This window comes from Paraburkholderia piptadeniae (assembly GCF_900007165.1).
Classification (GTDB): Bacteria; Pseudomonadota; Gammaproteobacteria; order Burkholderiales; family Burkholderiaceae; genus Paraburkholderia; species Paraburkholderia piptadeniae.
Map to the genome: position 1 here is coordinate 68,525 of NZ_CYGY02000010.1, position 13,127 is coordinate 81,651.

The following is a 13,127-nucleotide window of genomic DNA, read 5'->3' on the forward strand; positions in this document are numbered from 1 at the left end:
CATGTTCGGTAAATTAACCCTCGCGGACATTCCGTACCACGAGCCGATCATCATGGTCGCAGGCGCGGGCATGATCCTGGGCGCGCTCGCGGTGCTCGGCGCAATCACGTATTTCGGCAAGTGGCGCTATCTGTGGACCGAATGGCTCACGTCCGTCGACCACAAGAAGCTCGGCGTGATGTACATCATCGTCGCCCTCATCATGCTGCTGCGCGGCTTCGCCGACGCGATCATGATGCGCACGCAGCTCGCGCTCGCGTATCACGCGCCCGGCTATCTGCCGCCGCATCACTACGATCAGATCTTCACGGCGCACGGCGTGATCATGATCTTCTTCATGGCGATGGCCTTCATGGTCGGCCTGATGAACATCATCGTTCCGCTGCAGATCGGCGCGCGCGACGTCGCGTTCCCGTTCCTGAACTCGTTGTCGTTCTGGATGACGGCGATCAGCGCGGTCCTGATCAACATCTCGCTTATGATCGGCGAGTTCGCGCAGGTCGGCTGGCTCGCGTATCCGCCGCTGTCCGAGCTGCAATTCAGTCCCGGCGTCGGCGTCGACTACTACCTGTGGAGCATTCAGCTCTCGGGTATCGGTACGCTGCTGACAGGCGTGAACTTCTTCGTGACCATCATCAAGATGCGCGCGCCCGGCATGACGCTGATGAAGATGCCCGTGTTCACGTGGACTTCGCTGTGCGCGAACGTGCTGATCATGGCATCGTTCCCGATCCTGACCGTCGCGCTCGCGCTGCTCGGCCTGGACCGTTACCTCGGCATGCACTTCTTCACGAACGAAGCCGGCGGCAACGCGATGCTGTACCTGAACCTGATCTGGGCATGGGGCCACCCTGAGGTCTACATCCTGATCCTGCCGGCGTTCGGCATCTTCTCGGAAGTCATCGCGACGTTCGCGAAGAAGCCGCTGTTCGGCTACAAGACGATGGTCTGGGCGACCTGCGCGATCATGGTCCTGTCGTTCCTCGTGTGGCTGCACCACTTCTTCACGATGGGCTCGGGCGCCGACGTCAACGCGTTCTTCGGTATTGCGACGATGATCATCGCGGTCCCGACGGGCGTGAAGGTGTTCAACTGGCTGTTCACGATGTACAAGGGCCGCATCGAGTTCACGACGCCTGTGCTGTGGACGGTCGGCTTCATGGTCACGTTCACGATCGGCGGCATGACGGGTGTGATGCTGGCGATTCCGGGCGCGGACTTCATGCTGCACAACAGCCTGTTCCTGATCGCTCACTTCCACAACGTGATCATCGGCGGCGTGCTGTTCGGCTATGTCGCGGGCATGAACTACTGGTTCCCGAAGGCCTTCGGCTTCAAGCTCAACGAGAAGCTCGGCAAGGCGGCATTCTGGTTCTGGCAGATCGGCTTCTGGGTCGCGTTCACGCCGCTGTACGTGCTCGGCTTCATGGGCATGACGCGCCGTCTGAACCACTACGACAACCCGGCATGGCATCCGTGGCTGCTCGTCGCCGAAGTGGGCGCCGTGCTCGTCGCAATCGGTATCGCATGCCAGCTGCTGCAACTCGTCGTGTCGATCCGCGATCGCAACAAGCCGGAAAACCGCGACATGACGGGCGACCCGTGGGGTGGCCGCACGCTCGAATGGGCGACGACCTCGCCGCCGCAGATCTACAACTTCGCGACGCTGCCCATCGTGCGCGAGCTCGATGCATTCGTCGAGATCAAGGCACGCCGCAAGGTGGAACGCAGCGAGCCCGTGTACCGCGACATCCATATGCCGTCGAACACGAGCGCTGGTGTGTGGATCGGCGGGTTCAGCCTCGCGCTGGGCTTCGCGCTGACGTGGCACATCTGGTGGCTCGCAATCGTGAGCTTCATCGGTGCGATCGCGACTGTGATTGCCCGCAGCTTCGATAACGACATCGACTACTACATCCCGGCCGATACGGTTCAACTGATCGAAGAGCGCCACGGCGCCGGATCGGGTGCAGGTGCAGGCGCAGCCAAGCGCATGCCCGAGCCTGAGGAGATTGCCTGATGCTTCAAAAAGCTATTCTTGCGGAGCCGCATCACCACGCGGAACACGCTCCGTCCCATTCGGTGTTCGGCTTCTGGCTGTATCTGATGACCGACTGCATTCTGTTCGCGGCGCTGTTCGCGACGTTTGCAGTGATGAGCCATCAGTTCGCCGGCGGTCCGAGCGGCAAAGACCTCTTCGAGATTCCGGGCGTCGCGATCGAGACGGCAATCCTGCTGTTCTCGAGCATCACGTACGGCTTCGCGATGCTGGGCGCGCACAAGAACAACAAGAGCGCGACGCTCTTGTGGCTCGCGGTGACGTTCGTGCTCGGCGCGGCGTTCGTCGTGCTCGAAGTGCGCGAGTTCTCGCATCTGATCGCCGAAGGCGCAGGTCCAGACCGCAGCGCGTTCCTGTCGGCGTTCTTCACGCTGGTCGGCACGCACGGCCTGCACGTCTCGGCCGGTCTGCTGTGGATGATCGTGATGATGGTCCAGGTGGTGCGCGCGCACGACCTCGGCGAACGCGAACTGCGCCGCCTCACGTGCCTGAGCCTCTTCTGGCACTTTTTGGACATCGTGTGGATCGGTGTCTTTTCGTTTGTCTATCTTGCGAGCGTGATCTAAATGAGCAGCCATTCTCACTCGTCACATTCGGAAGAAAGCCACGGCAGCTTCGGCAGCTACACGATCGGCTTCGTGCTGTCCGTCATCCTGACGGCAGCCGCGTTCGGCGTGGTGCTGACGGGCGCATTGACGGGCACGCAGGCGATCTATGCGATTGCCGGCCTCGGCCTCGTGCAAATCATCGTGCACGTGATTTTCTTCCTGCACATGAACGGCTCATCGAGCCAGCGCTGGAACCTGACGGCGTTCGCATACACCGTGCTGACCGCCGTGATCGTAATCGGCGGCACGCTGTGGGTCATGCATAACGTCAGCATGAACATGATGTCGCGCTAAGCGCGCACATCGTCCGGTGCCGGTTGCACACGTCGTATCGTGCAGCCGGCACGTTTCCCCTGCCCTTCCGCCTCAATAGCGCCGCAATAGCGCCTCGATGGCGCATCAATTACGCGCCAGCATCTCCGTCGGACGGCCGCGCCCCGTCACGAGACACCCCGACCTGAACGCCTCGCCCTGGCTGCTCGCAGCAGCGTCGTCGAATCCCCGGCCTAGCGCATCCAGCTTCACTTGCTCCGCGCCCTGAGCGCAAGCGAACGTGCTGGCTTCGCGAGCCTGCGCGTGCAGAAGCGCCCGGTCAGCAACCAGGTAGGCTAAAACGGTAATGACAGCGATGTGGAAAACTTTTCTCATGGTTCGGCTCCTCGCGACTTAAGCGTATCGCGAACAACGGCCGCTTCAATCTAGGGCAACCCCTGTAAGCAACTGTTGAGTTCGATCGCATGGAAGCGCTTCCACTGCCATTTTATTGTGCAGCGCAAATTACCTGCTCAGGCCTATGCATCAATGTCAATAGCGAGTTCTGCAACAAATTAAATTGGACCTTGTGGCATCGCAACATTATCGTTTTGCTGTATGCTCGTTAACCCTGACCGTCTCATGCGTTTGGGTTACGCGTGTGCGCAAGACCGCGCATCGTCCCGCTCCGCTCAGGGGCCGACCGTCGAAATGTCCATGTAAGGTTTCTTCTCCCTTCGCCTTTTCAGGCGAGGGCCTGCTATTCGCGTCGAACGAGTAAATGCACTTCCCATCAGTCCTCGACCTCCTGATCTGGGTCCCGATCCTCGCCGGCCTCGTCGTGCTGGCCTCCGGCTCCGAGAGCGCCCCGAACCGCACGCGCTGGCTCGCGCTGGCGGGCGCCGCCGTGAGCATCCTGCCCGTCATCCCGCTCGTGTCGGGCTTCGATTCGTCGCTGGCGACGATGCAGTTCGCCGAGCAGCTGCCCTGGCTGCCCGATTTCGGCATCTCGTATCACCTCGGCGTCGACGGCATTTCGCTGTGGTTCACGGTGCTGACGTCCGTGACGACGCTGATCATCGTGATCGCGTCGTGGGAATCGGTCACGAAGCGCGTCGCGCAGTACTACGGCGCGTTCCTGCTGCTGTCCGGCTGCATGCAGGGCGTGTTTACGTCGCTCGACGGCATGCTGTTCTTCGTTTTCTTCGAAGCCTCGCTGATCCCGCTCTACCTGCTGATCGGCACATGGGGCGAAAAGCGCCGCGTCTATGCGGCCGTGCGTTTCTTCTTCTTTTCGCTGGTCGGCTCGCTCGCGATGCTGGCCGCGCTGATCTATCTGTGGGCGCAGTCGCATACGTTCGACATCGCCGCGTGGCGTGCGTTGAAGCTCGACTTCACGCCGCAGTTGCTGGTGTTCATCGGCTTCCTCGCCGCGTTCTCGGTGAAGGTGCCGATGTGGCCCGTGCACACGTGGCTGCCTGACGTGCACTCGGACGGCCCGACGGGCACGGCCGTGTTGCTCGGCATGCTGAAGATGGGCGGCTACGGCCTGCTGCGTTTCGCGCTGCCCATCGTGCCGGACGCCTGCCACTTCTTCGCGCCCGCAATGATCGCGCTGTCGCTCGTCGCCGTGATCTACGGCAGCCTGCTCGCGCTCGCGCAAACCGACATGCGCAAGCTGCTCGCGTACTCCGCGGTCGCACACATGGGTCTCGTCACGCTGGGCCTCTTCACGTTCGATCGCATGGGCACGGAAGGCGCGGTCGTGCAGATGCTGTCGTACGGCATCGTGGCGGGCGCGATGCTGCTGTGCACGGGCATGCTGTTCGACCGCACGAAGAGCGGCGCAATCGATGCGTACGGCGGCGTCGCCAACTCGATGCCGAAGCTCGCGACATTCGCGATGCTGTTCTCGATGGCGAACGTCGGGCTGCCGGGCACGTCGGGCTTCGTCGGCGAATTTCTCGTGCTGATGGGCGCGATCCGCTTCAACTTCTGGATCGGCGCAACGGCTGCACTGACGCTGATCCTGAGCGCCGCCTACACGCTGTGGATGTACAAGCGCGTGATGTTCGGCGCGATCCGCAACACGCGCGTCGCAAGCCTGCGCGATCTGTGCAAGCGCGAGTTCGTGCTGCTCGGCGCGATGGCCGTGCTGGTGCTCGCGATCGGCGTTCATCCGAAGACGTTCACCGACGCGATCGGCCCGTCGGCGGAAAATCTCGTCGCGCAGGCACAAGGCTCCGCGCTGCCGACGGATACGGGCGTCGCGTCGAACAGCCATGCGACGGTGGCCGTTGCGAATCGCCTGCCGGGTTGAGCGCGGTTGCCTGGATTCCAGACAATAGCGGCCTGAATGAACCATGAAACGGCCTCGCATTGCGAGGCCGTTTTGCTTTTGAGCGTCACGCGTCATTCAAACCGTCACGCGCGTCACGCCGCCGCTCGACAGCAGGCGGACGCGTTCGCCCGCACGGAACATCGGACCGTCGACGCTTTGCGTCACGGCGCGCAGCGAGCCGTCGTCGAGCCGCACGGTGATTTCCACGCCATGCTTCTGCGCGAAATGGCTCTGCACCTGATCGCCCGCCACCGCGCCCGCAATGCCGCCGATGGCACCCGACAGCAGTGAGCCGTGCCCTCCGCCGATCGCGCTTCCCGCGACGGCACCCAGCAGCCCGCCGCCGAGCGCGCCGAGTACGCCGGGCTGCCCGTTGCTCGCATCGATGGTGACGCCGCGCACGCTTTCGACGGTGCCGAAGCGCACCGTTTCTTCACGCTGCGCTTGCGAGGCCGAATAGACATTGGCGGACCCGTCGAACGTCGCACAGCCGCTCAGCGCGAGCGAAACGACGAGTGCCCATGCACATGCTTTAACCCATGACCTGTTCATGATTTTCCCCTCTCACCACAGCGCGCCGGATGATGCGGCGCGCTGCGCGTTGAATCGATGGGTGCATCGTAGGCTTGACGAATGAGCGAAGAATGAGCAAGGTTTTCTGCACGCATTCGCGCTCATGCGCGCCCGTCTGTCATTTCGCTTCGGTCTGAAACATCGTCGCAGCCGATGGCGTTACGATGGCTTCGACATCACGCACGAGGAGCACCGCGATGAAACGCGAGATCATCCGGGTCGAACCGCTGTCGAACTGGCTCGAACGATTCAAGGCGCCGACTTCCGTCGTCACGCGGCACGGCGACACGATCTATGTATCGGGTCTGCCGCCGTTCGATCCCGTAACGGGTGAAGTCGTGCATGCGCCGCTCGAGCGTCAAACGGAACTCGTGCTCGAACAGTTGAAGCTGTGCGTCGAGACAGCGGGCTCGTCGCTCGACAATATGTTGAAGTGCAATGTCTACTGCACTTCGGTCGAGCAGTTCGCGACCGTCAATGCCATCTATGCCCGCTATTTCCCGAAAGATCCGCTCGCGCGTATTTTCGTTTGCGTGCCCGCGTGGCCAGGGCACTTCGATATCGAAATCGATTGCATTGCAGCCGTCTGAATACGGGGGAAAACACGATGTTTTCAGTGCTGTTCGAAGTGAATCCGCGCGCCGGTCAATGGGACGCGTATCTCGGCTACGCGAAAAGGCTGAAGCCGGAACTTGAGCAGATCGATGGTTTCATCGACAACATTCGCTATCGCAGTCTCACGCGCGAAGGGTGGCTGCTGTCGCTATCGGGTTGGCGCGATGAGAAAGCGCTCGTGCGCTGGCGCACGCAAACGCTGCATCACGGGATGCAGGAGAAGGGCCGCGCGCAGACGTTGCGTGACTATCATTTGCGCGTCGGCCAGGTGACGCGCGACACGCACCCGCCCGAAGGCTATGCGATCGAGGAACAGCGGCTCGACGAAACGCAAGCAGGTGACGCGACGACGATCATGCTGATCGACGCGCGCCGCGAAGCCGAATGGGTGAAGCAGACGAGCGCACACGACGTAGCGATCGCATTGGGCCTACGTGACGACGCAGCGGGCCTCGTTTCGTGGGACGCGTTCGAAGCCGTCCTGACACCGGGGGACGTGATTCTTCTCACGGCATGGCGCGACAAGCAGGCCGCCGACAGCTACGCAAATACGCTCACGCTACCCGACGGCGCGCGGCTGCGCAGCGTGCGCGTGATACGCGATTACGGCATGCACGACCGGCGCGAAGCGCCGCAATACTATCCCGACGCGCCACAGCCTGAGTGACTACTTTGCGCCATCGGGAAAGTCTGCGCCGAGGCTCGTCTTGCGCCACGCGTCGATGTCGGCGAGCGCCGCATGCAGGCGCTTCGACACCGCATCCACGCCGAACGCGCCCAGCACGAGGTGACGCGGCGGCTCGTCGGTTTCGGTGATGCGGATCATCGCCTCAACTGCGCGCGCCGGATCGCCCGGCTGATGGCCGCTGGTTTGCGCCGTCGCCTGCATGCGCTTGCCCGCCGTCTCCGCGTAGTCGTCGATGCGGCTCGGCGTCTGCTTCAGCGAGCGGCCGGCCCAGTCGGTGCGAAACGGCCCCGGTTCGATGCAGGTCACGCGGATGCCGAGCGGCGCGGCTTCCGTTGCGAGCGCATCGGACCAGCCTTCGACGGCGTGTTTGGTCGCCGCGTAATAGCCCGAGCCCGGAAAGCCCACGAGACCCGCGACCGACGTGATGTTCAGCACATGTCCGTTGCGGCGCGCCCGCATGCCCGGCAGCACCGCGCGCGTCATCGCGAAGAGGCCGAACACGTTCACGTCGAACTGCGCGCGTATCTCGTCTTCGTCGCCTTCTTCGACCGACGACTGATAGCCGTAGCCCGCATTGTTCACGAGCACGTCGATCGCGCCGAAACGCTCTTGTGCGGCATCGACGGCGGCCGCGATCTGCGCGTCGTCAGTCACGTCGAGCTTCAGGCGCAGCAGACGCGCATCGGCATCGCTGCCGGGCTCGGCAAGCTCCGCAAGCGACGCGACGTTGCGCGCCGTCGCCACGCAGCGCCAGCCACGCGCGAGCACCGCGTGGGTCAATTCCTTGCCGAAACCGGTTGAACAGCCAGTGATGAACCAGACGGGCGTCGTCGTCATTCAGGGCCTCCTCGAAAGTGAAGTGATCGGTAACGCGCAGGCGCATCGCACGTCAACGCGCGCTCCAAAAAAATATTAACGGCTCGACACAGACCTTGCAGCCAGGCTGCCATCACCCCTCGCGGACTCCCGCTGCCTTCACTTGCGGCCAACCAGATATTGAACGCCGTCAGCCCCGAAACGCTCCGAATGGCTTTCGTTTGCGCGCAAATGAAATACGTCGCCCGTCCGGTAGACGTGCTCCGTATCGCCGACTCGCAACGTCAACTGGCCATGCAGAATCAGCGCTTTCGCTTCGAAAGGATGAGCGTGATCGTCGAGCGTGCCGTGCGCATCGCGTGTCACGGTCACGATTTCAGCGAAGCCTTCGCGCTTCAGCGTGTCGATGAATTCGTCGCGTTCCATGGCGGCCTCCTTTCAGTTGCCGTTCGACGGCGAGCGATTCGGCATCACCAGCATAGCCCGTTTTGCAAAGCGAAATCGGCTGCGCGAACGCGTAGCAATCGATGTGCCGCCACTCCCCCGGCCGCAGAAGATGAAACGCGAAGCGCGCGGTAAACTCATCGACAAGCATTGCATTTGGCAACGACACAAGACATACGGCACATCGGAGAACGATTCATGCGCCAGGCTATTCGACATCTGAACGTGCGGGCGCGCGCTCGCGGATTATTCGATTTCACTGCGGAGGTCGCCGCGTTCGTGCGCGACGAATCGATGCAAACGGGCATGCTGACGGTCTTTTGCAGGCACACGTCGGCGTCGCTGTTGATTCAGGAGAACGCGGACCCTTCGGTGCAACGCGATCTCGAACGGCACTTCGCGATGCTCGCGCCCGAAGACCCGGGCCGATACGAGCACGACACGGAAGGCCCCGACGACATGCCCGCGCATCTTCGCACCGCATTGACGCAAGTGCAGCTCTCGATCCCCGTCGAACACGGCCGCATGGTGCTCGGCACATGGCAGGGCATCTATCTGTTCGAGCATCGCGCGCGGCCGCAGGAACGCGACATCGTGCTGCATCTGATCGGCGAATAAACGCGTCGCTCTTTTCGACCCGAGTGCAATCATTCGCAGGACGCACCCGCTTATGATCCGACATCATCAATAAGGAATTGAATCATGAGAATGCGCGCCCATGTTCGCCACGTCCTGCACGCACGTTTCGCGGCGGCGGCGCTCGCGATGCTGGCGACGGCCTGCTCCCACACGGGTCCCGTCGAATTTTCGGCGACAGGCGCGGACGCGCCGTCGCTGCACCACTCGAGCGACATGGACTTCGGACCGATGGACCACTCGATCGCGCAATGCAAGACGGTCGCGATGAACTCGGGTCCGGGCCAGTGCACGAAGGTGCGCGCGTACGAATCGTGCATGAAGAGCAGGGGCTATATCACGGTGCTCGGCCCCGAGAACCCGAAAGGTTGTGGCGAACCCGACTGGGAAAAAGACGTACGCAAGTGGCTTCAATGACGGCGAGCTTTCATCGTCGATTCGGCTCCGCGTTATCCACAATTTCTGTGCACAGGCCTGTGGAAAAGTTCTTGTGCACGCGCGCTATCTGTCTGATCAATCAGGCATTCTTCGCGCGGTGCGGTACAACGGCACCGGTCCGGGCCCGTCGATTGCGAAGTTCTATTGGCAGTCACCGGCCGTGTGTTCTTCAATTCAAGCTCTCGACTACTGACTGAACGATGGGAGACCCCGGATGAAGACGGCCGACTCGCAAAAGATCGTGCACGAAATTGCAGAATCCACGGACAGCCCGGAGGAGGTCGTATCGCAGATGTACACAGATGCCGTCGAGGACTATGAGCGCGAAGCACGCATCCTCGACTATGTGCCGCTCTTCGCGGCGAAGCGCGTCCGCGAGACATTGCGCTCGCGAACAGGGCACTAACAACAGGACGTCAAACGGCCGCCAAGGCCCGCGCGATTGCCTTGACGCATCCGTCGCGTTGCAACGCGATTGCATTTCTATCGATATGACACATGACGTGTGAGCGTTGGAGCGCTACCCGGTAGCGCTTCTGCATTGACGCGTCATCACGAGCGGCATCGTTTGCGCCTGTCATAACAGCCTGGCTGCCGCGCGCATGCGGCGCTTGCGTTCCTTCGCAAGTGAGTCGAGCGCACGAGCGCTCAACGCTTCGTCGGAAAACACACTCTGGTTGTCGCGCAACAATTGCTCGCTCGCGACGACGTCGTTCAACTCGCCAAAGCGCTTCTGAAGCTTCTTCAGCGAAGTGACGGACTTCACCTGTTTCTTCTTCAGCACCGGCTCGAAAAACTCGATCAGATAGCGGAGCTTCTTCCCTGCCTTGCGCACTTCGTGATAGGACGCGTAGTCCGAGCGCTTCGCGTGTGACGCCCGCTTCATGCGCTTCTTCATCGACTTTTGCGCCGACGCGAGCCGCTGTTGCGCGAACTTCGACAGCGGCGTGCGATCGTGCGAGGTATTCAGTTTGCGGTTCGCTTCCTTGAGCGCATCGCGCAGCGCGCTCTTCACGTTGGCGCGCGCAAGCGTTTCGCGGCTCGCGTCGAGCGACTTTGCACGCGCTGCTTCGAGCGCCTCGCGGGGTTGACCTTGCGCGTCGGATGTCTCTTCGAGCAAGCCGATCAGAATGTCCCAGTCGCGGGTCTTGCCGGCCGCGTTCGCGAAGAACTTGAAGAGCGCGCTCTGCTGCGCGTCGAACGTGTCGTCAAGAAGCGGCCGGTACGCCCACAACAACGTACGCAAGCGCCTCAACGACGCGCGCAGATCGTGCAGCACTTCCGCGTCCGGATTGGCGCGCAGCGCGGCCGCGCAAGCGAGTGCGCGGTCGATCAACGGTGCGGCGTAGTGAGAAAAATGGGCTTCGGCCATGCCGTCGTGCGGCAGTGCACGACTGGCTTCGGTATTGGCTTCGACTTTCATCGGGTTCCCTGATTGTGTGAGCACTCGGTGCCGATCATGACTGACCAAGCAAATCAGGTTCCCGATGTAGCTGCGTCCCGTGGCTGCGCTTTGAGCCGTCGCTCTGGGCCGTTACTACTTTAAGCCGTTACTGGCCGCTCAATAGCAGGTCGCACGCATCGGACGCGCAAGGTGCAACCGACGGCAATGTCAACGAGGGCCAGGGGCGGCGTTCGGCGGCGATGAAATCTTCGACGCGCTTCAATATCTGCCAGAACGCGTATTCGAACGCGCCCGAAGCGGAGCGCGCGGACGGCGTCAGCGTCCAGTGAAGCAATTGCGGGCGGCCGTGAAACGCGCGCATGTCGACGCGCGACGACTCTTCGCACAAGGTAATGACGAAGTCCATGTGCGGCGCCCATTCGCTCGTGAACTCCAGCCAGCTCTTCGGATTGAGCAGCTCCAGGCTGGAAAAACCATGACGCAACTCTCCCATTGCCGCCGCGTGGACTTTGTCGGCGGGTTCGAGACCTGCGCTGAAAGCGTCGAAATGCAATCCATCCAGCTCGCGTAGCAAGGCTTCCGCCAAGATGCTAAGCGCTGCGTTGTCCCGGCAGAGGAACAGCACCCTTTGTTTTCTGGTCACCCTATACCCCGTCATGCAAATCTTATTTTTTGCGGGATTCTGAGCGCGCAGTTTTTCATATTGGTGACAGAATCCCAATCGTCCATCTGACTCGCCGCAAGACCAATTAGGTATCACGCCAATTTGACTTCTGCCAACCAGCGTTAACGATAATCAAACGATTCAATACGGGATTTGCGCCGCCAGAGCTTTCGCTCCTCACGATGTGGAATGCGAGGCGGGAAGAAGTGCAGCGCCCACGCCACAATAGAACCACGTGGTGAACCAAGGCGCTGCGCGAAGAGAGATCGTTACTTGACGATCGCGAGCAGTTCGACTTCGAACGTCAGATCGCTGTTCGGCGGGATCGGGCCGACGCCGCGCGAGCCGTAAGCCGTTGCGGCCGGGCAGGTCAGCTTCGCCTTCTCGCCCACTTTCATCGTGGCGACGCCTTGCGTCCAGCAGGGAATCACGCGGCCGAGCGGAAATTCTGCCGGACCGCCGTGCTTGGCCGAGCTGTCGAACTCCGTGCCGTTCGCGAGCGTGCCGCGGTAGTTGACGCGCACGACATCGGCGGCCGTGGGTTGCGGGCCGCTTCCCTGCGTCAGGTGTTCGACGACGACGCCCGAGGGCAGCTTTTCCGTCGATGCAGCTTGAGCGGTGAGCGCCGTTGACGCGAGCGCGGCTGCGGCGAGCAGGGCAACAACTGATTTCACGCGAATCTCCTTGGTTTAAAAAAGCGAGCCTCATTCTAGCGGATCGAACCTATGCAGCCCGAGCGCTGAATCAAATCGCTACAAATGAAACCAGGGAGACGCGCTGCCGCGCAGCCATACGCGATCAACTGAAAACGCCCGTGACGGGCAGTGGCCAGTCACGGGCGCACGGCAGCCACCCGACGCGAGCGGCGTGCCGTTGCGTCAGACCTTCGGAAAATCCACGACGGTATCGTTCACGCGATTGAACAGGTTCGTGAACGTGATGTCGGCGATTGCGAGCAGCGTCTCGACGATCTGCTGGTTGCTATAGCCCGCGGCCTTCACGGTATCGACGACTTCGACGGGCACGGTGCCGCGCGTCGTGAACACCGTGCGCGCAAACGCTGCGATTGCATTCAGATGCGCGTCGGCGGAATCGCGCCCTTCGCGCAGCGCGGCGATATCGTCGGCCGCGATGCCGGCCTTGCGGGCCGCCAGCGAGTGAGCCGCGAGACAGTAATCACAATCGGCGACGCCGCTGATCGCGAGCTTGACGGCTTCCACTTCCTTGCGCGACAGCGCACCCTTGCTCAGCGCGTCGCCCGTGGTCAGCACGACTTGCAGTGCAGCGGGGCTGTTCGTGCCGATGTCGACATACGCATTCGGCACCATGCCGACAGCGCGCTTGATGCCCGCAAAAAGATCGGCGGCCTGGCCGGTGGCTTCGCTGACGGTTTGGCTATTGAGACGTCCCATGATGTGCTCCAGAGAATTGACCGAAGGGTGGTTGCGTGACGGTGTCAACGCATGGAAGCCATTCTAGGAACGAACGATGCTGCGATGAATGCCGGTTCAAATCAGCTTTATGCTCGAACGGCTCATCCGCATTTCAGCGCTTCTCTGCTAGCTTCTCTGCTATATTCGTGCGAAAT

18 protein-coding genes are annotated in these 13,127 nt (G+C 61.9%); 10 read left to right on the forward strand and 8 right to left on the reverse strand.

Annotated features, from left to right (window positions below; all coding sequences use genetic code 11):
- Position 1: 1 nt before the first annotated feature.
- Genes cyoB through cyoD form a run of 3 tightly spaced genes read left to right on the forward strand, consistent with a single transcriptional unit; the run spans position 2 to position 2,961 of the window.
- Positions 2-2,020 (forward strand): cytochrome o ubiquinol oxidase subunit I, encoded by a 2,019-nt coding sequence (gene cyoB, locus BN2476_RS04010; protein ID WP_087732867.1) that lies wholly within the window; start codon positions 2-4, stop codon positions 2,018-2,020.
- Positions 2,020-2,625 carry a cytochrome o ubiquinol oxidase subunit III gene (gene cyoC / locus BN2476_RS04015; RefSeq protein ID WP_087732868.1) on the forward strand — a complete coding sequence of 202 codons (606 nt, stop codon included), beginning with the start codon at positions 2,020-2,022 and terminating at the stop codon, positions 2,623-2,625. The genes cyoB and cyoC overlap by 1 nt, the downstream gene beginning before the upstream one ends.
- On the forward strand, positions 2,626-2,961 hold the full coding sequence (cyoD, locus tag BN2476_RS04020; protein WP_087732869.1) for a cytochrome o ubiquinol oxidase subunit IV: 336 nt from the start codon (positions 2,626-2,628) through the stop codon (positions 2,959-2,961).
- A 105-nt stretch (positions 2,962-3,066) separates the two neighbouring features.
- On the opposite strand, the gene BN2476_RS04025 is transcribed toward cyoD, so the two are convergent.
- On the reverse strand, positions 3,067-3,315 hold the full coding sequence (locus tag BN2476_RS04025) for a hypothetical protein (protein ID WP_087732870.1): 249 nt from the start codon (positions 3,313-3,315) through the stop codon (positions 3,067-3,069).
- A 385-nt stretch (positions 3,316-3,700) separates the two neighbouring features.
- On the opposite strand from BN2476_RS04025, the gene BN2476_RS04030 reads away from it, so the two are divergent.
- Positions 3,701-5,239, forward strand: a complete 1,539-nt coding sequence (locus tag BN2476_RS04030) for a complex I subunit 4 family protein (RefSeq protein ID WP_087732871.1) — start codon at positions 3,701-3,703, stop codon at positions 5,237-5,239.
- A gap of 96 nt (positions 5,240-5,335) precedes the next feature.
- On the opposite strand, the gene BN2476_RS04035 is transcribed toward BN2476_RS04030, so the two are convergent.
- On the reverse strand, positions 5,336-5,812 hold the full coding sequence (locus BN2476_RS04035) for an outer membrane lipoprotein (protein WP_087732872.1): 477 nt from the start codon (positions 5,810-5,812) through the stop codon (positions 5,336-5,338).
- Positions 5,813-6,030: 218 nt separating this feature from the next.
- Between BN2476_RS04035 and BN2476_RS04040 the strand changes: the two genes are divergently transcribed.
- Together BN2476_RS04040 and BN2476_RS04045 are read left to right on the forward strand one after the other, a co-directional pair.
- Positions 6,031-6,423 carry a RidA family protein gene (locus BN2476_RS04040; protein ID WP_087732873.1) on the forward strand — a complete coding sequence of 131 codons (393 nt, stop codon included), beginning with the start codon at positions 6,031-6,033 and terminating at the stop codon, positions 6,421-6,423.
- Between the two features lie 17 nt (positions 6,424-6,440).
- Positions 6,441-7,115: an antibiotic biosynthesis monooxygenase family protein gene (locus BN2476_RS04045; protein ID WP_087732962.1), complete on the forward strand. Its 675-nt coding sequence runs from the start codon at positions 6,441-6,443 to the stop codon at positions 7,113-7,115.
- Here the strand turns inward: BN2476_RS04045 and BN2476_RS04050 are convergent, their stop codons facing one another.
- Positions 7,116-7,973 (reverse strand): oxidoreductase, encoded by an 858-nt coding sequence (locus BN2476_RS04050; protein WP_087732874.1) that lies wholly within the window; start codon positions 7,971-7,973, stop codon positions 7,116-7,118.
- 138 nt (positions 7,974-8,111) lie between these two features.
- Positions 8,112-8,378 carry a cupin domain-containing protein gene (locus BN2476_RS04055; RefSeq protein ID WP_087732875.1) on the reverse strand — a complete coding sequence of 89 codons (267 nt, stop codon included), beginning with the start codon at positions 8,376-8,378 and terminating at the stop codon, positions 8,112-8,114.
- Between BN2476_RS04055 and BN2476_RS04060 the strand changes: the two genes are divergently transcribed.
- The 4 genes from BN2476_RS04060 (at position 8,377) to BN2476_RS04075 (ending at position 9,876) form a co-directional block, all read left to right on the forward strand.
- The gene (locus BN2476_RS04060; protein WP_087732876.1) at positions 8,377-8,619 is read left to right on the forward strand and encodes a hypothetical protein; all 243 of its coding nucleotides are present in this window, start codon (positions 8,377-8,379) and stop codon (positions 8,617-8,619) included. The genes BN2476_RS04055 and BN2476_RS04060 overlap by 2 nt on opposite strands.
- The gene (locus BN2476_RS04065; protein WP_087732877.1) at positions 8,595-9,014 is read left to right on the forward strand and encodes a secondary thiamine-phosphate synthase enzyme YjbQ; all 420 of its coding nucleotides are present in this window, start codon (positions 8,595-8,597) and stop codon (positions 9,012-9,014) included. The genes BN2476_RS04060 and BN2476_RS04065 overlap by 25 nt, the downstream gene beginning before the upstream one ends.
- An 84-nt stretch (positions 9,015-9,098) precedes the next feature.
- Positions 9,099-9,449, forward strand: a complete 351-nt coding sequence (locus BN2476_RS04070; protein ID WP_173819583.1) for a hypothetical protein — start codon at positions 9,099-9,101, stop codon at positions 9,447-9,449.
- 235 nt (positions 9,450-9,684) lie between these two features.
- Positions 9,685-9,876: a DUF3562 domain-containing protein gene (locus BN2476_RS04075; RefSeq protein WP_087732879.1), complete on the forward strand. Its 192-nt coding sequence runs from the start codon at positions 9,685-9,687 to the stop codon at positions 9,874-9,876.
- A 171-nt stretch (positions 9,877-10,047) separates the two neighbouring features.
- Here the strand turns inward: BN2476_RS04075 and BN2476_RS04080 are convergent, their stop codons facing one another.
- The 4 genes from BN2476_RS04080 to BN2476_RS04095 all read right to left on the reverse strand — a co-directional run bounded on the left by BN2476_RS04080 (position 10,048) and on the right by BN2476_RS04095 (position 12,951).
- Positions 10,048-10,893: a CHAD domain-containing protein gene (locus tag BN2476_RS04080; RefSeq protein WP_087732880.1), complete on the reverse strand. Its 846-nt coding sequence runs from the start codon at positions 10,891-10,893 to the stop codon at positions 10,048-10,050.
- 127 nt (positions 10,894-11,020) lie between these two features.
- Positions 11,021-11,635 carry an arsenate-mycothiol transferase ArsC gene (locus BN2476_RS04085; protein ID WP_235850686.1) on the reverse strand — a complete coding sequence of 205 codons (615 nt, stop codon included), beginning with the start codon at positions 11,633-11,635 and terminating at the stop codon, positions 11,021-11,023.
- A 173-nt stretch (positions 11,636-11,808) separates the two neighbouring features.
- On the reverse strand, positions 11,809-12,213 hold the full coding sequence (locus BN2476_RS04090; RefSeq protein WP_087732882.1) for an FKBP-type peptidyl-prolyl cis-trans isomerase: 405 nt from the start codon (positions 12,211-12,213) through the stop codon (positions 11,809-11,811).
- 204 nt (positions 12,214-12,417) lie between these two features.
- Positions 12,418-12,951, reverse strand: a complete 534-nt coding sequence (locus BN2476_RS04095; RefSeq protein WP_087732883.1) for a carboxymuconolactone decarboxylase family protein — start codon at positions 12,949-12,951, stop codon at positions 12,418-12,420.
- Between the last annotated feature and the right edge of the window lie 176 nt (positions 12,952-13,127).